This window comes from Vibrio sp. GLN_1 (assembly GCF_043106015.1).
GTDB classification, from domain to species: domain Bacteria; phylum Pseudomonadota; class Gammaproteobacteria; order Enterobacterales; family Vibrionaceae; genus Vibrio; species Vibrio parahaemolyticus.
Window position 1 is genome coordinate 157439 of sequence record NZ_JBICMD010000035.1, and the last position, 19888, is coordinate 177326.

20 protein-coding genes are annotated in these 19888 nt (G+C 47.9%); all 20 read left to right on the plus strand.

Translation table 11 applies throughout. The features are described from left to right. The first annotated feature begins 1 nt into the window (after position 1). On the plus strand, positions 2-1744 hold the full coding sequence (gene fliF / locus ACF8OV_RS15840; RefSeq protein WP_005457713.1) for a flagellar basal-body MS-ring/collar protein FliF: 1743 nt from the start codon (positions 2-4) through the stop codon (positions 1742-1744). After that, complete coding sequence (fliG, locus tag ACF8OV_RS15845) at positions 1737-2792, plus strand: flagellar motor switch protein FliG (RefSeq protein WP_005457745.1); 1056 nt, start codon at positions 1737-1739, stop codon at positions 2790-2792. The genes fliF and fliG overlap by 8 nt, the downstream gene beginning before the upstream one ends. Positions 2793-2862: 70 nt before the next feature. Beyond that, on the plus strand, positions 2863-3663 hold the full coding sequence (fliH, locus tag ACF8OV_RS15850; protein WP_005457705.1) for a flagellar assembly protein FliH: 801 nt from the start codon (positions 2863-2865) through the stop codon (positions 3661-3663). Positions 3664-3666: 3 nt separating this feature from the next. Further along, on the plus strand, positions 3667-4986 hold the full coding sequence (fliI, locus tag ACF8OV_RS15855) for a flagellar protein export ATPase FliI (RefSeq protein ID WP_005457757.1): 1320 nt from the start codon (positions 3667-3669) through the stop codon (positions 4984-4986). Between the two features lie 6 nt (positions 4987-4992). After that, complete coding sequence (fliJ, locus tag ACF8OV_RS15860; protein ID WP_005457733.1) at positions 4993-5436, plus strand: flagellar export protein FliJ; 444 nt, start codon at positions 4993-4995, stop codon at positions 5434-5436. A gap of 174 nt (positions 5437-5610) precedes the next feature. Next, entirely contained in the window at positions 5611-7542 is a 1932-nt protein-coding gene (locus tag ACF8OV_RS15865; RefSeq protein ID WP_258496248.1) for a flagellar hook-length control protein FliK, read from the plus strand. Positions 7543-7591: 49 nt separating this feature from the next. Next, positions 7592-8095 carry a flagellar basal body-associated protein FliL gene (gene fliL, locus ACF8OV_RS15870; RefSeq protein WP_005457696.1) on the plus strand — a complete coding sequence of 168 codons (504 nt, stop codon included), beginning with the start codon at positions 7592-7594 and terminating at the stop codon, positions 8093-8095. Positions 8096-8102: 7 nt separating this feature from the next. Then, on the plus strand, positions 8103-9149 hold the full coding sequence (gene fliM / locus ACF8OV_RS15875; protein WP_005457756.1) for a flagellar motor switch protein FliM: 1047 nt from the start codon (positions 8103-8105) through the stop codon (positions 9147-9149). Positions 9150-9200: 51 nt separating this feature from the next. Further along, a complete protein-coding gene (gene fliN / locus ACF8OV_RS15880) occupies positions 9201-9611 on the plus strand; it encodes a flagellar motor switch protein FliN (protein WP_005457660.1) in 411 nt (136 codons plus the stop codon). 1 nt (position 9612) lies between these two features. After that, a complete protein-coding gene (gene fliO, locus ACF8OV_RS15885) occupies positions 9613-10026 on the plus strand; it encodes a flagellar biosynthetic protein FliO (protein WP_005457659.1) in 414 nt (137 codons plus the stop codon). Further along, the gene (fliP, locus tag ACF8OV_RS15890) at positions 10013-10882 is read left to right on the plus strand and encodes a flagellar type III secretion system pore protein FliP (protein ID WP_005481091.1); all 870 of its coding nucleotides are present in this window, start codon (positions 10013-10015) and stop codon (positions 10880-10882) included. The genes fliO and fliP overlap by 14 nt, the downstream gene beginning before the upstream one ends. A 26-nt stretch (positions 10883-10908) precedes the next feature. Further along, positions 10909-11178, plus strand: coding sequence for a flagellar biosynthesis protein FliQ (gene fliQ, locus ACF8OV_RS15895; RefSeq protein ID WP_005457784.1), 270 nt, complete (start codon positions 10909-10911; stop codon positions 11176-11178). 8 nt (positions 11179-11186) lie between these two features. Further along, positions 11187-11969, plus strand: a complete 783-nt coding sequence (fliR, locus tag ACF8OV_RS15900) for a flagellar biosynthetic protein FliR (RefSeq protein ID WP_005481059.1) — start codon at positions 11187-11189, stop codon at positions 11967-11969. Between the two features lie 9 nt (positions 11970-11978). After that, complete coding sequence (gene flhB / locus ACF8OV_RS15905) at positions 11979-13109, plus strand: flagellar biosynthesis protein FlhB (protein WP_005457645.1); 1131 nt, start codon at positions 11979-11981, stop codon at positions 13107-13109. Between the two features lie 229 nt (positions 13110-13338). After that, positions 13339-15438, plus strand: a complete 2100-nt coding sequence (gene flhA / locus ACF8OV_RS15910; RefSeq protein ID WP_258496245.1) for a flagellar biosynthesis protein FlhA — start codon at positions 13339-13341, stop codon at positions 15436-15438. A 28-nt stretch (positions 15439-15466) separates the two neighbouring features. After that, the gene (flhF, locus tag ACF8OV_RS15915) at positions 15467-16978 is read left to right on the plus strand and encodes a flagellar biosynthesis protein FlhF (RefSeq protein ID WP_392404385.1); all 1512 of its coding nucleotides are present in this window, start codon (positions 15467-15469) and stop codon (positions 16976-16978) included. A 14-nt stretch (positions 16979-16992) separates the two neighbouring features. Next, positions 16993-17880, plus strand: a complete 888-nt coding sequence (locus tag ACF8OV_RS15920) for a MinD/ParA family protein (RefSeq protein WP_005457698.1) — start codon at positions 16993-16995, stop codon at positions 17878-17880. After that, entirely contained in the window at positions 17873-18607 is a 735-nt protein-coding gene (locus ACF8OV_RS15925) for an RNA polymerase sigma factor FliA (protein ID WP_005457739.1), read from the plus strand. The genes ACF8OV_RS15920 and ACF8OV_RS15925 overlap by 8 nt, the downstream gene beginning before the upstream one ends. A gap of 45 nt (positions 18608-18652) precedes the next feature. Continuing rightward, positions 18653-19021 (plus strand): chemotaxis response regulator CheY, encoded by a 369-nt coding sequence (gene cheY, locus ACF8OV_RS15930; RefSeq protein WP_021451399.1) that lies wholly within the window; start codon positions 18653-18655, stop codon positions 19019-19021. A gap of 118 nt (positions 19022-19139) precedes the next feature. Continuing rightward, positions 19140-19880, plus strand: a complete 741-nt coding sequence (locus tag ACF8OV_RS15935) for a protein phosphatase CheZ (protein WP_005457755.1) — start codon at positions 19140-19142, stop codon at positions 19878-19880. The last annotated feature ends 8 nt before the right edge of the window (positions 19881-19888 follow it).

Below are 19888 nucleotides of genomic sequence, written 5' to 3' on the forward strand. Positions count from 1 at the left end.
TGTGGCAGACAAGTCTACAGATTTAACCGTCACTGATGGCGGCTCAGATGGCGCACTGGTTTCTAGCTCCGATATGGATGTGGAAAGCCAAAATCCAGATTTAGAAGAGCGCAGTGCATCAAAATTCGATATGGCCGTGGGCGACCTCGATTTGCTTCGACAGGTCGTGCTTGTGCTATCGATCTCTATCTGTGTTGCGTTAATCGTTATGTTGTTCTTCTGGGTAAAAGAACCAGAAATGCGTCCGCTTGGCGCTTACGACACTGAAGAACTGATCCCTGTTCTGGATTACCTTGACCAGCAAAAAATCAATTACAAACTCGATGGTAATACCGTTTCGGTGGAGTCGAGCGAGTACAACTCAATCAAATTAGGCATGGTGCGTTCGGGCGTCAATCAAGCGACCGAAGCGGGCGATGACATTCTGCTGCAAGACATGGGCTTTGGTGTTTCTCAGCGCCTAGAGCAAGAACGTCTTAAGCTCAGCCGTGAGCGTCAGCTAGCTCAAGCCATAGAAGAAATGAAGCAGGTTCGCAAAGCGCGAGTGTTATTGGCGTTGCCGAAACACAGTGTGTTTGTGCGTCATAACCAAGAAGCTTCCGCCTCAGTATTTTTGACGCTATCGACAGGCGCCAACCTCAAGCAGCAAGAAGTGGACTCGATTGTCGATATGGTCGCGAGTGCCGTTCCAGGCATGAAGACATCGCGCATTACCGTCACGGATCAGCATGGCCGTTTGTTGAGCTCTGGTTCGCAGGATCCGGCGTCTGCAGCGCGTCGTAAAGAGCAAGAGTTAGAACGCAGCCAAGAACAAGCATTGCGTGAAAAAATCGACTCTGTTCTACTGCCTATTCTTGGTTTTGGTAACTACACCGCGCAAGTGGATATCCAAATGGATTTCAGTGCGGTTGAGCAAACTCGTAAACGTTTCGACCCAAATACGCCATCGACCCGCAGTGAGTACGCGCTAGAAGATTACAACAACGGCAACATGGTAGCAGGCATTCCGGGTGCGCTTAGTAATCAGCCTCCGGCGGATGCTTCTATTCCGCAAGACGTCGCGCAAATGAAAGACGGCTCGGTAATGGGGCAAGGCTCTGTACGTAAAGAATCGACCCGCAACTTCGAGCTAGATACCACGATTAGCCATGAGCGTAAGCAAACGGGCACCGTGGCGCGCCAGACTGTTTCGGTTGCCATCAAAGACCGTCGCCAAGTTAATCCAGACACAGGTGAAGTGACCTACACACCAATGTCGGAAGGTGAAATCAACGCGATTCGTCAGGTGTTGATTGGCACCGTCGGCTTTGATCAATCTCGTGGTGATTTACTTAACGTATTGAGCGTCAAGTTTGCCGAGCCAGAAACCGAGCAGCTTGTTGACCAACCAATTTGGGAACACCCGAACTTCAACGATTGGGTTCGTTGGTTCGCCAGCGCTTTAGTTATCATCGTGGTTGTGCTTGTACTGGTTCGCCCTGCAATGAAGAAACTGCTTAACCCAGCTGGTGATGACGACGATGAAATGTACGGCCCAGACGGCTTGCCAATTGGTGCCGATGGCGAAACCAGCCTAATTGGTAGCGACATTGAAAGCAGTGAGCTGTTTGAATTTGGTTCAAGTATCGATCTGCCTAACCTTCATAAAGATGAAGACGTACTGAAAGCGGTTCGTGCACTTGTAGCGAACGAACCAGAGCTAGCGGCTCAAGTTGTGAAAAACTGGATGAACGAAAATGGCTAACGATATCGTACCTCAAGATGAAAACGGCGCAGGCATGCCAGTTGAGTTTGATGCCTCCACCATTACTGGTGAAGAGAAAGCGGCCATTTTGTTATTAAGTCTGAATGAGCAAGATGCGGCTGGCATCATCCGTCATTTAGAACCGAAACAAGTACAGCGCGTTGGTAGTGCAATGGCGCGTGCAAAAGATTTAAGCCAAGAGAAAGTATCGGCGGTGCACCGTACGTTTTTGGAAGATATCCAGAAATACACCAACATTGGTATGGGCAGCGAAGACTTTATGCGTAATGCCTTGGTGGCCGCGCTGGGTGAAGACAAAGCGAACAACTTGGTTGATCAAATTCTGCTGGGTACCGGTTCGAAAGGTCTGGATTCATTGAAATGGATGGACCCACGCCAAGTGGCAAGCATTATCGTCAACGAACACCCGCAAATTCAAACCATCGTATTGTCGTACTTGGAAGCGGATCAGTCAGCGGAAATTCTTTCTCAGTTCCCAGAGCGTGTGCGTTTGGATCTGATGATGCGTATTGCCAACCTTGAAGAGGTTCAGCCATCAGCATTGGCAGAGTTAAACGAGATCATGGAGAAGCAGTTCGCGGGTCAAGCGGGTGCACAAGCAGCCAAGATTGGCGGCCTGAAGGCAGCAGCCGAGATCATGAACTACCTAGACAACAACGTCGAAGGTATCTTGATGGAGCAAATCCGCGACCAAGACGAAGACATGGCGACGCAAATCCAAGATCTTATGTTCGTCTTCGAGAACTTGGTCGAAGTGGACGACCAAGGTATTCAGAAATTGCTGCGTGATGTACCGCAAGACGTTCTACAAAAAGCACTTAAAGGTGCCGATGATTCTCTACGTGAGAAAGTCTTCAAGAACATGTCTAAGCGTGCCGCTGAGATGATGCGTGACGACATCGAAGCGATGCCACCAGTGCGTGTGGCAGACGTAGAAGCGGCGCAGAAAGAAATCCTGGCGATTGCTCGTCGTATGGCAGACGCTGGCGAAATCATGCTTTCTGGCGGCGCAGACGAGTTCTTATAATCTCTATAGCCTTGCGACCTTCTTGTTGCGGGGCACCTTCACTTCAAATCTAATACACAGTAGGTAACCCATGGCTGGCGATAGAAAACGTGGATTTATCCGTCCTGATGAAGATGATGCGCTGATTGAACCGCAACGTTGGGGTTTACCCGACTATGGCGATTCAAAGGAAAAAAAAGCCAAACAGACTGCGTTTAACTACGATCCTAGCTGGGTGCCAAACTTTGACGAGCCAGAAGAAGAGCAAGCTCTTGAACTGACAGAAGAACAGATTGAACTGATCAAGCAAGGCGCTTATCAAGAAGGTTTGTACCAAGGTCAAGAAGCTGGCTTTAAGCAAGGGTACGACAAAGGCAAAGAAGAAGGCTTGCAAGCAGGCCATGCTGAGGGCTTAGAGCTGGGTAAAGCAGAAGGCGTTTCTGCTGGCCAAGAGTTTATTCAACAGCAGGTTGAAGTGTTTATGAATCTCGCCAACCAGTTTGCTCAACCTTTGGAGCTGATGAATGCTCAGGTAGAGAAGCAACTGGTGGACATGGTGCTGTGCTTAGTCAAAGAAGTGGTGCATGTCGAGGTTCAAACCAATCCACAAATTATTCTCGATACGGTTAAGCAGTCGGTAGAAGCGCTGCCGATTTCTGGCCATCCAATCACATTGCATCTCAACCCTGAAGATGTTGCCATCATTCGCTCTGCGTATGGTGAAGAAGATTTAGATTGCCGTAACTGGACACTGGTTTCTGAGCCATCACTTAATCGTGGCGATGTGCAAATCGAAGCAGGCGAATCGAGTATTAACTACCGCATGGAAGAGCGCATCAAGAGTGTGCTGCACAGCTTTTGTGGCGCGAACCGTCACCAAGAGGGTGAGTAATCCATGCAAGCTTTGGCCGATCGTCTCAAAAACTACAAAGTCGAAGGCTTAACCACGCGCCCGGTCGCTTCTGGCAAATTGGTGCGCGTTGTTGGTTTGACCTTAGAAGCAACGGGCTGTCGTGCGCCGATCGGCAGTCTATGTTTGGTTGAAACCATGTCTGGTCACATGGAAGCCGAAGTGGTTGGTTTTTCTGGTGATAACTTGTATTTGATGCCGAGTGAGCAAATCACCGGTATTTTGCCCGGTGCAAAAGTGACGCCACTTACCAGCGAAGCAGGTTTGCCTGTTGGTATGGAATTGCTTGGCCGCGTTATTGATGGCGTGGGCAATCCGCTGGATGGACTTGGCCCGATTTACACTGAGCACCGTGCGTCATTTAATGCGGAACCCATCAACCCACTGGCACGAAAACCGATCTCTGAACCACTCGATGTTGGCTTAAAAGCGATCAACGGTTTGTTGACGGTAGGCAAAGGCCAGCGTATTGGCTTGTTTGCGGGTTCTGGTGTGGGTAAATCGGTCACGCTAGGCATGATGACACGAGGCACCACGGCGCAAGTGGTGGTGGTAGGTCTGATTGGTGAACGTGGACGCGAAGTTAAAGAATTTATTGAAGAAATTTTGGGCGAAGACGGACGTCGTCGCTCAGTTGTGGTGGCTGCACCAGCTGATGCATCTCCGTTGATGCGTTTGAAGGGGTGTCAAACGGCACTTACGATTGCCGAGTACTTCCGCGACCAAGGTTTGGATGTACTGTTGCTGATGGATTCACTGACCCGTTTTGCTCAAGCGCAGCGTGAGATTGCCTTGTCGGTTGGTGAACCGCCAGCCACCAAAGGTTATCCGCCTTCGGTATTTGCCAAGTTGCCTGCGCTGGTAGAACGTGCGGGTAATGGCAGCCCAGAGCAAGGCTCGATCACCGCTTTCTTTACCGTTTTAACCGAAGGTGACGATCTGCAAGACCCGATCGCCGATGCGTCTCGTGCCATTCTCGATGGTCACATTGTTTTGTCGCGTGAAATGGCAGACGCGGGCCATTACCCTGCGATTGACGTCGAGAAATCGGTCAGCCGTGTGATGCCTCAGATCACCACCGAAGAACATGTGTTGATGTCGAAAGCGGTACGTCAGGTCTTGTCTATATGTCGCAAAAATCAAGATTTGGTGTCGATTGGGGCGTACAAGCCAGGCACCGATCCGGCTATCGATGGCGCATTTACATTAAAGCCGAAGCTAGACGAATACTTGCAGCAGCGTATGAAAGAATCGGTGCCATACGATATGTGCGTCAATATGCTCAGAAATATTTTGGGTGGGTAATAGCGTATGAATAATGCGATGGAATTCCTACTTGAGCAGACCAAAGAGCGCGAAGACCAAGCCGTACTTGCGCTGAACAAAGCGCGCTCTGAGCTTGAAGACTATTACCGTCAGGTTGAGCAAATCGAAAAGTATCGTCTCGATTACTGCCAACAGTTGGTGGATCGTGGTCAAGCGGGTTTAACCGCCAGCCAATACGGGCATCTCAACCGATTCTTATGTCAGCTTGACGAGACACTGTCAAAGCAAAAGCAAGCAGAGCATCACTTCAAAGAACAAGTCGAAAACTGCAAAGACTACTGGCTCAAGATGCGCCAAGAACGCATGTCTTACGAGTGGATGATCGAAAAAAAAGCGAAAGAAAAGCAAATCGCGGAAGCCAAACGTGAGCAAAAGCAGATGGATGAGTTTTCCACGTTGTTGTTTAGCCGTAAGGCCAAGCCGTTCTAATTTTTGTTGAAGTTGATCTCGCTTCCACTCTGTTCGTGTGCGTTGTTCGTCAGGAAAATAGCCGTATGCGTTGGCGTGATTTTTGCAAATTCATGGTTTAATTATCTAATTTTGCCTCTGATGGGCAATCTGGTCACGCCATAAAAAGGCGTAGCTAAAAACGAGAAAGTTTTTATGAATGTGAATTTGTCTAATGTTTCTGCGACTAGCAAGACCTCAACTTCTGAGTCTTCCGCACAAGCACCTACAGAAAGCTCTGAAAGCAAAGGTTTTTTTGAAACCTTAGCGGGAGTTTTTACAGGTTCACAAAAAGCAGAAAAAGCGGTCACTCAAACAGCAAGTACAGATGCAAAGACCGACGTTAGCGCCACAGAAGGTGAAGCGGTCGAGAAGAATGGCGAGAGCCAAGAATCAGTCGCGAACCGTGAGAGTGTCGACGGAAAAGCGGCTGATGCATTGCTAGAGCATGAAGGCGTAAAAGCCGTTGCTGACGAATCCGAGCAAACTTCGGAAGCATTTCAAGAAGAAGGTAAAGCCCCCGTCGCAGCGAAGCAAGCTTTGTCGCCAATGGAGTCAGAGGCTCAGTTGGATTCAAAACAAAGCGCTCAGAACACAGACTCGCAAGATAAGATAGCGGTGGCCAGTGCGATGGGAGAAGGTCAGCAACTACTCGGTCGTATTGAACAAGCGAATCAAGCATTGCAAACCAATGATTCTTTTGTTGATAGCGGCAAGGGTTTGCCTCTACAGACGACGCAAGCAACCTCTTTCTCTGCTCCAGTGTCGAAACTGGTCGAAACAGATGACGCAAAAGCGCTAGCAGCGTTGCAATCGACGCTTTCTGTTGAGCAAGTGAATTTGGCGGCCGAGCAGCAACTGGAACCAATCTTAGATGCCAATGGAAAGCCGATTGATATTGAGAAGCTACAATCTCAATCAACAGAATGGCAAAACCTGACTGCGCCTCCTGTAATGGATGCTTCAGCAATGCAACAAGCTCAGGCGAACACCTCAGGTGCATTGGATGGTTCGGTGTCACTTGACCCTGCGACGGTCGGCTTTGAAGGTAAGGCGGTTCAGCTGGTTTCAATTGATGAGCTGGAAGTTATTGATACCAAGTTGGCGCAAGGCAAACCTCTGAGCGAACAAGAAATCGATGTCATTGAAGGTTTGAGATCGGGTGACGTCGTCGCGGATATTCCTGAGCAAGAGCTAGCCCAGTTGGTTGCGCTGCCAACGGACGTGAAAGCCATTCTTGCGGAGCAAAATACAACGCAGCATAACAATGTACGAAACGGCAGCGAACGAACAGCCGCTACAGTCGCGATGGGGCAACAAGCACAATACGTAAACGCGCAAGAGATGAAGCACGCCGCTGCGCAAGCGCCAATGGCTCAACATGCCGATAAACTTGCGTCCGCACCAATGCCGGATGCGCTGGTGGCGAATAATTTCAACCCAGCAGTTCAAATGGCTGCTAACGGGGAAGTGAGCCACAAAGCGATCAATGCTGCGTTAAGTGCAGGTGCGTTGAAAGCTACGGCGAGCCAGCAAGATAAGCCAGAGTCGCAATACGGATTAGCAGGACAGCTGCAAGCGGCAGCAGGTCAACAAGGTGTAACAGCCCAACAGCAAACCCGAGCGGAAGCCGCTCAGCAAGCGCAACTGCCTCTGCAATTAACAAAAGAGCTCGCTAATGAGCAAGTGGCGGAAAAAGTACAAATGATGATGTCGAAGAACTTGAAGAACCTCGACATCCGACTTGACCCACCAGAGCTTGGCCGTATGCAAATTCGCATGACGATGAACAACGATTTGGCCAACGTGCATTTTACGGTTACCAACCCCCAAGCGCGTGACATTATTGAACAAACGTTGCCTCGTTTACGTGAAATGTTGGCTCAACAAGGGATGCAACTGGTGGATTCCTCGGTTCAGCAGCAAAGCAGTGGACAACAGCAAAGTGGCTACGCAGCGGCTGAACAACATGGCCAAGGCACGTCTGGACGCGGTTTTTCTGGCCAGTCAGACGAAAACTTTGATGCCGAAGTGAATCTTGATTTGAATGTGGTTTCAAAGCGTGATGGAATTAGTTTTTACGCCTAATGTCGTAACCTCAACCATCTTGAACAAGAACAAATAACTAGAGAAAACAATGGCAGAAGAACAGCTACAAGGTGCCGATGCACCAAAAGGTAAAAGCAAGCTACTGATCATCATTATTGCAGTCGTGGTTCTGCTCGGTGGTGGTGGCGCGGCGGCGTTCTTTTTAATGGGATCGGATGATTCGGCTCAAGCCGCAGAGGCAGAGTCACAGCAAACACAGGCCGCAGCGGCTAACCCAATTGCGTACGTGAATCTTCCGCAACCGTTCATTTTTAACGTGACGGGTGACCGTCGCGATAGACTGGTGCAAATCAAAGCGCAGCTTATGGTACGAGGCTCTGAGAATGAGCAGTTGGCGCGTTACCATTCTCCGTTGGTTGAGAGCTCTTTGTTATCAACATTTGCATCGGCAACGGTAGAGCAGCTTCGTTCTCCAACGGGGCGAGTGGAACTGCGAGACCGAGCTTCCGAAGATATTAAAGCAGCTTTAAATGCTGCGGTCGGCAAGCCAGTGATTGAAAAAGTACTGTTTACAGATTTTGTTATTCAATAGGTAAAACGTGACCGATCTATTAAGCCAAGACGAAATTGATGCGCTACTGCACGGGGTTGATGATGTTGATGACATTGACGAGCCCTTAGATAACGACACGGAAGGTGCCGTCAGTTTCGATTTCTCGTCTCAAGACAGGATTGTCCGTGGTCGCATGCCAACGCTCGAACTGATTAACGAGCGTTTTGCACGACACATGCGGATCAGTCTGTTTAACATGCTGCGCAAAACGGCTGAAGTGTCGATCAACGGCGTACAGATGATGAAGTTTGGCGAGTACCAAAATACGTTGTACGTGCCAACCAGTTTGAACATGGTTCGCTTCCGTCCTCTTAAAGGTACGGCATTGATTACCATGGAAGCGCGTCTTGTCTTCATTCTGGTAGAAAACTTCTTTGGTGGCGATGGCCGCTTCCACGCCAAAATCGAAGGCCGTGAATTTACGCCAACTGAGCGTCGCATTATCCAGCTACTGCTGAAAATCGTATTTGAAGACTACAAAGAAGCGTGGTCGCCAGTCATGGGCGTCGAGTTTGAATACCTCGATTCTGAAGTAAACCCAAGCATGGCAAACATCGTGAGCCCAACCGAAGTGATTGTCGTGAGCTCATTTCATATTGAAGTGGATGGCGGTGGCGGTGACTTCCATGTCGTAATGCCGTATTCCATGGTCGAGCCAATCCGCGAGTTGCTCGATGCTGGTGTTCAGTCGGACAAGATGGAAACTGACGTACGTTGGAGTTCAGCGCTGCGCGAAGAGATCATGGACTGTCCGGTGAACTTCCGAGTGAATTTGCTGGAAAAAGACATATCGTTGCGCGATTTGATGGAGCTGCAACCAGGCGACATTATTCCGATTGAAATGCCTGAGCACGCAACCATGTTCATCGAAGATTTACCGACTTACCGCGTAAAAATGGGTCGCTCTGAAGACAAGCTTGCCGTGCAAGTCTCTCAAGAGATTGAACGCCCACACGTAGTGAAAACTGATTTAGCCTTCTTGGGCAAAGACATCATGTCTGAGCTTGAGAATGACGATGATAGAGATGATTAAGACTCCTTACTCGTTGATTTGATTGAGTAAGGCTTAACACAGGATAGAAAAATGGAACCAAGTGACGATCAAAAGCTAGCAGATGAATGGGCAGCCGCTCTTGGCGAAGACCCGTCTGCACCTTCTATTGATGTAGATGAAGTATTGGCAGCGCCACTGGAAGAGCTGAAAGATACTTCTCGACCAATTACCGACGATGAACGTCGTAAACTCGATACCATCATGGACATTCCCGTTACCATCTCGATGGAAGTGGGACGTTCGCAAATCAGCATTCGTAACCTATTGCAATTGAACCAAGGTTCGGTCGTAGAGCTAGACCGCCTAGCGGGTGAATCGCTTGATGTCTTGGTTAACGGTACGTTGATTGCGCACGGCGAAGTCGTGGTAGTGAACGACAAGTTTGGTATCCGTTTGACTGATGTGATCAGCCAAACTGAACGCATCAAAAAGCTGCGTTAATATGACAAGTTCAATCACAAAGAGATTGAAGCAAATCACAGGAGCACTCGGTTTAATGCTGAGTGCTCCTTATGCATTTGCGGCTGCACCCAGTAATCTCGATTTAGCGACCACCTTGGGTTCACTTGTGCTGGTTATTGGTGTCATTTTGCTGTTGGCATGGTTGCTTAAACGCATGCAAGTGCCGGCGTTAGGGCAGCAAAAAGGTTTACGCATCGTGAGCCAATTACCTGTCGGCACCAAAGAGCGAATCGCTGTGGTTCAGGTTGGAGAAGAGCAGTTTTTGGTGGGCATCACCAGTCAATCGATCCAAACCTTAGCCAAGCTAGAAAAGCCATTGAAAGAGGAAGAGTTGGCGACCAATGCTTTTGCCAGTCAGTTCAGCCAACTGATCAAGAAAAATGACAAAGGGTAATCCAATCCGTCTGCTTTTTAGCACTTTGGTGCTACTGGTTGGCGTGCTGTTTTCTTCATTTTCGTTTGCTGCGGCAGAGGAATCACCGCTGCCTGCGAATTTAGCAGAAGGGAGCAGTGTGACGGTTCAAGCCATGCAAAGCGATACCGGAGCCAGTCGCTCTATGTCGGTTGGCAACGGTGCTGGTATTCCAGCTTTCACCATGACCACCAATCCGGATGGCAGTGAAGACTATTCTGTTACATTGCAAATTCTTGCCTTAATGACCATGCTGGGCTTCTTGCCAGCAATGGTGATTTTGATGACGTCTTTCACCCGAATTGTGGTGGTAATGTCGATTCTGCGTCAGGCGATGGGCTTACAACAAACACCATCGAATCAGGTGATCATTGGCATCGCGCTTTTCTTGACCTTCTTTGTCATGTCTCCTGTGCTCAACGAAATCAATGACACGGCTATCCAGCCATACCTCAACGAACAAGTGACAGCGCGCGAAGCATTCGATGCAGCGCAAGTGCCGATGAAGGCCTTCATGCTTAAGCAAACGCGTATTAAGGATTTGGAAACCTTCGTAAATATGTCGGGCGAGCAAGTAACCAATCCAGAAGATGTCTCGATGGCGGTGTTGATTCCCGCTTTTATCACCTCGGAGCTGAAAACGGCGTTCCAAATCGGTTTTATGTTGTTTCTGCCGTTCTTGATCATCGACTTGGTGGTGGCATCGGTTTTGATGGCCATGGGTATGATGATGCTATCGCCAATGATTGTATCGCTGCCGTTTAAGTTAATGCTGTTTGTGTTGGTGGATGGTTGGAACTTGATATTGTCGACCTTAGCCGGCAGTTTTGCCCTTTAGATTGGCACAGAGAAAAGAGGTAAGACATGACTCCTGAAATGTTTGTCGAGCTTTTCCGTGAGGCACTGTGGATGGTGTTGATCATGGTCTGTGCCATTATTATCCCTAGTTTGCTCATCGGTTTGGTCGTGGCGATTTTTCAAGCCGCGACGTCAATTAACGAACAGACATTAAGCTTCTTACCTCGTTTGATCGTGACTTTGTTAGCTTTGATGCTGTTTGGTCACTGGATGACGCAAATGCTGATGGAATATTTCTTCGGCTTGATTGAGCGCTTGCCTCAGGTTCTGTACTAGAGGCTGGTATGGAGTATCCCACTCAAATCATCTTAGACTGGATAGCCAATTATTTTTGGCCGTACGTTCGTATCTCGTCGATGTTGATGGTAATGACCGTTACTGGCGCTCGCTTTGTTTCTCCTCGTATTCGTTTGTATCTCGGCCTTGCGATTACTTTTGCCGTGATGCCCGCTATTCCGGCTGTTCCGCAAGACATTCAACTGCTCTCATTTCGTGGTTTTATGACCATCGCAGAGCAGATGATCATTGGCGTCGCGATGGGCATGGTGACGCAATTTATGATCCAAACGTTTGTGTTGCTCGGGCAAATTCTTGGTATGCAATCGAGCTTGGGTTTCGCGTCGATGGTCGATCCTGCCAATGGTCAGAACACGCCATTGCTTGGTCAATTATTCATGTTCTTGACCACCATGTTTTTCCTCGCAACCGATGGTCACTTAAAAATGCTGCAACTGGTGGTGTTCAGCTTTAAAACCCTACCGATAGGGTCGGGCACGCTTACCGCGGTGGATTTTCGTGATATGGCGGGTTGGCTTGGCATTATGTTCAAAACTGCTCTGAGTATGTCGCTATCAGGCATCATCGCGCTGCTTACTATCAACTTGTCGTTTGGTGTAATGACGCGTGCCGCGCCTCAGCTGAACATTTTCTCGCTCGGCTTTGCGTTTGCATTGATGGTGGGTCTATTGATTTGCTGGTACATCTTGGCTGGTCTATACAGTCATTATGAATTGTATTGGGCATTGGGTGAGGAGCAGATTTGTAGCCTCATTCGCTTGGATTGTTAGGAGGCTAGTTTGGCAGAGTCAGACGGTCAGGAACGCACCGAAGAAGCCACGCCCCGACGGTTACAACAAGCCAGAGAAAAGGGGCAGGTCGCACGCTCAAAAGAGCTCGCATCGGCGTCAGTGCTAATTGTGGGTGCTATAGCTCTGATGTGGTTTGGCGAGTCACTCGCACGTTCGCTGTTTTCCATCATGAGTCGTTTGTTCGACCTCAAACGCGATGAAATCTTTGACACAACAAAGCTGTTTGATATCGCATTAGGCGCAATGACAGATTTGCTTTTTCCACTGTTTCTCATCCTTATCACGTTGTTTGTGGCGGCGACGATTGGTGCTGCAGGGGTTGGGGGCATTAGCTTTTCTGCCGAAGCGGCAATGCCTAAGCTGTCCAAAATGAACCCTCTGAGCGGTTTAAAACGCATGGTGGGCATGCAAAGTTGGGTTGAACTGATCAAATCGATCTTGAAAGTGGTGTTGGTGACAGGCGTTGCCATGTATTTGATCCAAGCATCGCAAGCAGATTTGATCCAACTTAGCATGGATGTTTACCCGCAGAATATTTTCCACGCGCTGGATATTTTGCTCAACTTCATCTTGTTGATCAGCTGCTCGTTATTGATTGTTGTGGCCATCGATATACCGTTCCAGATTTGGCAGCACGCCGATCAGTTGAAGATGACCAAGCAAGAAGTGAAAGACGAATACAAAGAAACCGAAGGTAAGCCAGAGGTGAAAGGTCGTATTCGTATGCTGCAAAGGGAGGCGGCACAACGCCGGATGATGGCCGATGTACCTCAAGCAGACGTTATTGTCACCAACCCGGAGCACTATTCAGTGGCGCTGCGTTATAAGCAGAAAACAGATCGTGCGCCAGTCGTGATTGCGAAAGGTACGGATCATATGGCGATGAAAATTCGAGAAGTGGCACGCGAGCACGACATTACGATTGTGCCTGCTCCACCACTTGCACGTGCGCTTTACCATACCACTGAGTTGGAACAAGAAATTCCTGACGGTCTGTTTACCGCGGTCGCGCAAGTGCTGGCGTTTGTGTTCCAGTTAAAACAGTACCGCAAACGTGGTGGTCAGCGACCGAAAATTCAAGATTATGACTTGCCAATCCCGCCGGAACATCGTCATTAATCGTACAAAAAGCAAAATTAAGAAAAATATAAAACAATCAATGGATTGTGCTGTTATTTAGCTTTGAGTCATTATTTTGGCGTTGATTTTGGTACATAGATTGCTTAAGTCGACTAATTATCAACTATACCTAAACTTTTAGGCGAAAGTGGTCGCGTATAAACATTAGACATACGTATTAAAGTGCGTATTCGCGTGACGCTTCAATTCGATTGAGATACCTCGCAGTATGAAGTTAAGCCTGCCGTTTGCAGATAAATTGCCACGAATTCGTCAGCGTGAGATGCCAGCTATTGGCGCGCCTGTCATGGTTTTGGCCACCCTTGCGATGGTGGTATTACCTATACCCGCGTTCCTACTGGATATGTTCTTCACCTTTAACATCGCCTTAGCCATGGTGGTGTTGTTGGTGACGGTATACACACGCCGTCCGTTAGATTTCGCCGCGTTCCCAACGGTGCTGCTGATCGCGACGTTGTTGCGTTTGGCGCTGAACGTTGCGTCCACCCGTGTCGTGTTACTTCACGGCCATGAAGGGGGCAATGCAGCAGGTAACGTTATCGAGGCGTTTGGTAACGTTGTAATTGGCGGTAACTACGCAGTCGGTTTAGTCGTCTTCCTCATCTTGATGATCATTAACTTTATGGTTGTGACCAAAGGTGCGGGGCGTATTTCGGAGGTGAGCGCTCGTTTCACCCTTGATGCGTTGCCTGGTAAACAGATGGCGATTGACGCGGACTTAAACGCAGGCCTTATCGACCAAGAGCAAGCGCGCGTGCGTCGTTTTGAAGTGACCAAAGAGGCAGATTTCTACGGCTCAATGGATGGTGCGTCCAAGTTTGTAAAAGGCGATGCGATAGCCGGTATTTTGATTCTGTTTATCAACATCATCGGCGGTCTGTCGATTGGTATGGCGCAGTACGGGTTAGGCTTTGGTGAAGCGATCCAAATCTATACCTTGCTAACGATTGGTGATGGTCTGGTTGCTCAAATTCCATCGTTATTGCTGTCGATTGCAGCGGCGATGATGGTAACGCGCCAAAACACCGATGAAGACATGGGCGAGCAGCTGGTTTTCCAAATGTTCGACAACCCGAAAGCGTTGATGATCACGGCGGCAATTTTGGGCGTGATGGGTATCGTACCGGGCATGCCGCATTTTGCTTTCTTAACGTTGGCCGTTGCTGCTGGCACGGGCGCTTACTTAATTGACAAGCGTCAGAAGCAGAAAGCAAAAGAACCAGCATTACCTACGAAAGCAGAAGATGGCAGCGAGCCGATTTCTCAACGTGAGTTGTCGTGGGATGACGTTCAACCTGTTGATATTATTGGTTTAGAAGTGGGCTATCGATTAATCCCGCTGGTGGATCGTGACCAAGGCGGAGAGTTATTAGAGCGCGTGAAAGGCGTTCGTAAAAAGCTCTCACAAGATTTTGGTTTCTTGATCCCAGCTGTACACATTCGCGACAACCTTGAGCTGACGCCAAACAGCTACAGAATTACCCTGATGGGCGTTGCGGTGGGTGAAGCGGAAATTCGCCCAGACCAAGAATTGGCGATTAACCCTGGTCAGGTTTATGGCATGATTGATGGCGAACCGACCATGGACCCGGCATTCGGCCTAGAAGCCGTGTGGATTCGTGAAGAGCAGCGCGAGCACGCTCAGGCTCTCGGTTATACCGTGGTGGATTCATCGACGGTATTGGCAACGCATCTAAGTCAGTTATTAACCAACAACGCATCGCAGTTGATTGGTCATGAAGAAGTACAGAATTTATTGGAGATGCTAGGCCGAAGTGCACCGAAATTGGTGGAGAACTTCGTACCGGATCAACTCCCATTAGGTGTGGTGGTGAAAGTGTTGCAGAACTTGTTGAATGAAGCCATTCCAATTCGCGACATTCGTACTATCGTACAAACCTTGGCTGAGTACTCAAGTAAGAGTCAAGAACCTGACATATTAACAGCGGCGGTTCGAATCAGTCTGAAACGTCTAATTGTTCAGGAAATCAATGGTATAGAGCCAGAACTGCCTGTGATTACCTTGATTCCTGAGCTGGAACAAATATTGCATCAAACTATGCAAGCCTCGGGAGGCGAATCTGCTGGCATTGAGCCAGGACTCGCTGAACGTTTGCAGTCTTCACTAAGCCATGCAACGCAAGAGCAAGAGTTGAAGGGCGAACCTGCCGTTCTACTTACGTCTGGCGTGTTGCGATCCACACTGGCTAAGTTTGTGAAGAACACAATACCTAATCTCCGGGTACTGTCTTATCAAGAAATACCGGATGAAAAACAGATCAGAATTGTGCAAGCCGTGGGTAATTAATCTCACGCATCATTAATGGATTCATAGTTTGAAAATAAAGCGATTTTTTGCCAAAGACATGCGATCAGCGCTGCTCCAAGTGAAAGAGGAGTTGGGTGCAGATGCGGTGATCATGTCAAACAAGAAAGTGGCAGGCGGTGTAGCGATTGTTGCTGCAGTGGATAATGAATCCAATCCGTCTTCATCCAGTGCTTCTTCGCAATCAAATCGTGGTGCTTCTCAATCGAATCGCTATAACGAACATCGTCAAATGTCGTCATCAGCGGCCGATCGTTTTCAAGATCGCAGTTTAGATGAAGATAAAATTAGCCTACAAAACAGCAAAGAAAAATCAGGCTCGATGACACAGCGATTCGCGAACATGCTGAAGCAATACAGTGGTGGCGCAGCAGAATCTGACGATCATGTTGCGGAAAACGAAGATTCGTTATCAGCCCTATTGCAACGCCAAAATAAGCACCGCGAAAGCTACAACCAAGAAAAGCCCGTGCCATACCAGCCGGACTCTCCTTTGGCGAAATTGATTGCTCAAGATAACCGTTTTGAGCGACCAACGCCGAAGTTAGATCCTACGCGCTATGACCGTCGTCGCCCATCCTCTAAAGAGCGTGACGAGTCAGCAAAAGAGTTGGAGAACATGCGCGAAGAGATGACTTCGATTCGTCGTCTGCTGGAACATCAAGTCTCCGGCTTAATGTGGCAAGAAGTGGAACGTCGTGAGCCATTAAGAGCAATGCTTATCAAACGCTTAGAGCGTATGGGCGTGTCTCCTGAGCTTGCAGACCAAATGGCATGTTACATCCCAGAAGACACCAAGCCTGCACGTGCGTGGAAGGCGTTGCTGTCACTCGTTGCGGATCAAATTAACATACCAAAACAAGATATTTTAAAACGTGGTGGTGTGGTTGCATTGCTTGGCCCTACAGGCGTCGGAAAAACGACAACTGTCGCGAAGCTTGCTGCACGCGCAGCCATGGAATACGGTGCCGACAATGTGGCCCTTGTGACAACAGATACATATCGCATAGGTGCACATGAGCAACTCTCCATTTACGGGAGAATTATGGGTTGTCCTGTAAGAGTTGCTAAAGATTCTAACGAATTAGCCGATGTTATATATCAGCTAAGAAACAGAAGACTGATTTTGGTCGATACGGCAGGGATGGGACAAAGAGATGTGAGGCTTTCCGAGCAGCTCGATACCCTAATGCAAGAGAGTGGTGAAGTGATTCATAGCTACCTTGTTTTGCCAGCTACCGCACAACGTCGAGTTCTACAAGAAACTCTTGATCACTTCCGACGCATTCCGCTGTCGGGTTGTATTCTCACTAAGCTTGATGAGTCATTAAGTTTAGGTGAATTCATTAGTGTGGTGATTCAAAACGCAATGCCAGTGGCTTACATAGCAAATGGTCAACGCGTGCCTGAAGACATTGTGATAGCACAACCAAAATACATGCTTGCGAAAGCAAACGAACTGTTAGAGAAGTCGACAGAGAACGAACCTCACTTTTGGAACAGTGACAACGAAGGACTCTAGGGCGGCGGACTACTATGACTGAGAATATGATACACGATCAAGCAAGCGGCCTCCGTCGCTTAACACAACCATCGTTGACAAAAGTGATTGCTGTTACTGGCGGCAAAGGTGGTGTGGGGAAATCTAACGTAACGCTGGGTCTGGCGATCTGCATGGCTCGCCAAGGCAAAAAGGTGATGGTTCTCGACGCTGACCTAGGTCTGGCTAATGTTGACGTAATGCTCGGAATTCGTTCAAAACGTAACCTGGGACATGTGCTAGCGGGTGAATGTGAGCTAAAAGATGCGATTGTTGAAGGCCCTTATGGTATAAAGATAATCCCTGCAACTTCTGGCACACAAAGCATGACAGAGCTTTCTCATGCTCAACATGCTGGACTCATCCGCGCATTTGGTAGTCTTGAAGATGAAATGGACATCCTGCTAATTGATACAGCAGCTGGCATTTCTGATATGGTTATTAGTTTTTCTCGTGCAGCTCAAGATGTAGTTGTAGTAGTCTGTGACGAACCGACTTCTATCACTGATGCTTATGCACTAATTAAGCTTTTGAGCAAAGAACACCAAGTCCAACGCTTTAAAGTTGTTGCAAATATGGTCAGAAGCTACCGAGAAGGTCGAGAATTGTTTGCAAAGTTGACGCTAGTCACAGAGCGGTTCTTGAATGTAAGCCTTGAGCTCGTAGCATGTATTCCATTAGATGATAAAGTACGACAAGCCGTAAAAAGACAAAAAATTGTCGTTGATGCGTTCCCTCGCTCTCCTGCGGCTTTAGCTATCAGCTCATTGGCAAACAAAGCGCTGATGTGGCCACTGCCGAAAACACCAAGTGGACACTTGGAATTTTTTGTGGAAAGGTTGCTAAATCGTACCGAATTCGCAGAGGACCCTTTTGGTGAATAAAGCGATAACCTATGACCAGCATGGCAAGTTTAATAGTCAGCAAGCGTTCATTGAACGCTACTCTGTGTTGGTTAAGCGTATTGCTCACCACCTGTTAGGCCGTTTACCGCCGAGTGTTCAGGTAGAGGATTTAATTCAGGCCGGCATGATCGGTCTTATCGAAGCTCAGCAGAATTATGATGGTTCTAAAGGTGCGAGCTTTGAAACTTATGCTGGTATCCGTATTCGTGGCGCCATGTTAGATGACATGCGCAAAGGTGACTGGGTACCGCGTTCTGTTCATAAGAATAATCGCGAAATTAATCAAGCGGTCGCAGAGCTGGAAGGCGTGTTAAATCGTGATCCGACAGATTCTGAAGTAGCAGCACATCTCGGGATGTCACTGGATCAATATCATAGTGCTCTGACCGATATAAACTGCTCAAGATTAGTTGGTATTGAAGATTTAGGCGTTTCTGATGATGTGATTTCACCAGCAGATGAAACTGATGACAGCAACCCATTTAAGGGTGTAGCAGATGAATCGTTCAGAAAAGCACTGGTTGAATCAATAAAACAGCTTCCAGAGCGTGAAGCTTTAGTACTTTCGCTTTATTATGACGAAGAACTCAATTTGAAAGAAATTGGTGATGTATTAGGTGTAAGCGAATCTCGTGTAAGCCAAATACTAAGCCAAGCGATGCAACGTTTACGCACCAAGCTCAGTGCGTGGACACAAAATGACTAAAAACACTGATTTTACGATTCAGTGGAGGCAATTTTGAATAAAAACATGAAGATCCTTATTGTTGACGATTTCTCAACAATGCGCCGTATTGTTAAAAACCTGCTTCGTGACTTGGGTTTCAATAACACTCAAGAAGCCGACGACGGTTTAACTGCATTACCAATGCTGAAAAAAGGTGACTTCGATTTTGTTGTAACCGACTGGAATATGCCAGGAATGCAAGGTATCGATTTGCTTAAACACATCCGTGCCGATGCAGAGCTTAAGCACCTTCCTGTACTTATGATCACGGCTGAAGCGAAGCGTGAGCAGATCATCGAAGCTGCTCAAGCAGGTGTAAACGGCTACATTGTTAAGCCATTTACTGCTGCAACACTAAAAGAAAAATTAGAGAAAATTTTCGAACGTTTATAACTCTCTCTTTCTCTTTGTTATTCGAGTCGTTTATTCCAAATAATACATACACATAAAATGACTCGTTTGACGTTTTCGAAGCGATAAGAAGAACTAAACGTAAAAGGGTCTATTCAGAATGATCTCACTAGAGCAGGCGAAGTCGCTCGTTCAAATGCTAGAAAACGGGGAACAAGATCAAGCGAACATGCTTGTTGCCTCGCTATATGAAGGTACAGAGAATCCAGTTTTGCAAGAAATCGGAACGCTGACTCGAGACCTTCATGATTCACTAAAGCAGTTCAACCTCGATCAACGCATGACCGAAATAGCTAAAGATGAAATCCCGAATGCTCGGGATCGTCTGCACTATGTGATCGAGAAAACGGAACTGGCAGCAAACAAGACGATGGATGCAGTAGATTGCTGCCTTCCAATCGCCGATAACCTGCATGATTGCCTTCAACAAGTTCGTCCTCAATGGAATGAACTCATGTACGGGCGCATTGAATTAAGCGAATTCAAAGCTCTGTGTCACCGTATCGACAAACTGCTTGTTCAGGTCGAAGGTGATAGCACTGAATTGCGCGGTCAGTTGACCGAAATTCTTATGGCGCAAGACTTCCAAGACTTAACGGGTCAAATTATTCGTCGCGTAATTACGCTGGTAAACGAAGTAGAAGGCCGTTTGGTGGAAATCCTCACCGTATTCTCTGGCCAAAAACCAGCAGAACAGGTTCAAGTTTTGTCAGAACCGGCAGATAAAAAGATTAAACAATCAAGCGAAGCCGAAGGCCCTATTCTTCATCCAGAACTGAGAGAAGATGCGGTTTCATCGCAGGACGAAGTCGATGACTTGTTGTCCAGTCTTGGATTTTAAAGGTAACG

What these genes read in the sequence shown, in the direction of transcription:
- fliG (WP_005457745.1), top strand. Translation starts at nt 1,737, where the DNA reads ATGGCTAACGATATCGTACCTCAAGATGAAAACGGCGCAGGCATGCCA.
- fliH (WP_005457705.1), top strand. Translation starts at nt 2,863, where the DNA reads ATGGCTGGCGATAGAAAACGTGGATTTATCCGTCCTGATGAAGATGAT.
- fliI (WP_005457757.1), top strand. Translation starts at nt 3,667, where the DNA reads ATGCAAGCTTTGGCCGATCGTCTCAAAAACTACAAAGTCGAAGGCTTA.
- fliJ (WP_005457733.1), top strand. Translation starts at nt 4,993, where the DNA reads ATGAATAATGCGATGGAATTCCTACTTGAGCAGACCAAAGAGCGCGAA.
- ACF8OV_RS15865 (WP_258496248.1), top strand. Translation starts at nt 5,611, where the DNA reads ATGAATGTGAATTTGTCTAATGTTTCTGCGACTAGCAAGACCTCAACT.
- fliL (WP_005457696.1), top strand. Translation starts at nt 7,592, where the DNA reads ATGGCAGAAGAACAGCTACAAGGTGCCGATGCACCAAAAGGTAAAAGC.
- fliN (WP_005457660.1), top strand. Translation starts at nt 9,201, where the DNA reads ATGGAACCAAGTGACGATCAAAAGCTAGCAGATGAATGGGCAGCCGCT.
- fliO (WP_005457659.1), top strand. Translation starts at nt 9,613, where the DNA reads ATGACAAGTTCAATCACAAAGAGATTGAAGCAAATCACAGGAGCACTC.
- fliP (WP_005481091.1), top strand. Translation starts at nt 10,013, where the DNA reads ATGACAAAGGGTAATCCAATCCGTCTGCTTTTTAGCACTTTGGTGCTA.
- fliQ (WP_005457784.1), top strand. Translation starts at nt 10,909, where the DNA reads ATGACTCCTGAAATGTTTGTCGAGCTTTTCCGTGAGGCACTGTGGATG.
- fliR (WP_005481059.1), top strand. Translation starts at nt 11,187, where the DNA reads ATGGAGTATCCCACTCAAATCATCTTAGACTGGATAGCCAATTATTTT.
- flhA (WP_258496245.1), top strand. Translation starts at nt 13,339, where the DNA reads ATGAAGTTAAGCCTGCCGTTTGCAGATAAATTGCCACGAATTCGTCAG.
- ACF8OV_RS15920 (WP_005457698.1), top strand. Translation starts at nt 16,993, where the DNA reads ATGACTGAGAATATGATACACGATCAAGCAAGCGGCCTCCGTCGCTTA.
- cheY (WP_021451399.1), top strand. Translation starts at nt 18,653, where the DNA reads ATGAAGATCCTTATTGTTGACGATTTCTCAACAATGCGCCGTATTGTT.
- ACF8OV_RS15935 (WP_005457755.1), top strand. Translation starts at nt 19,140, where the DNA reads ATGATCTCACTAGAGCAGGCGAAGTCGCTCGTTCAAATGCTAGAAAAC.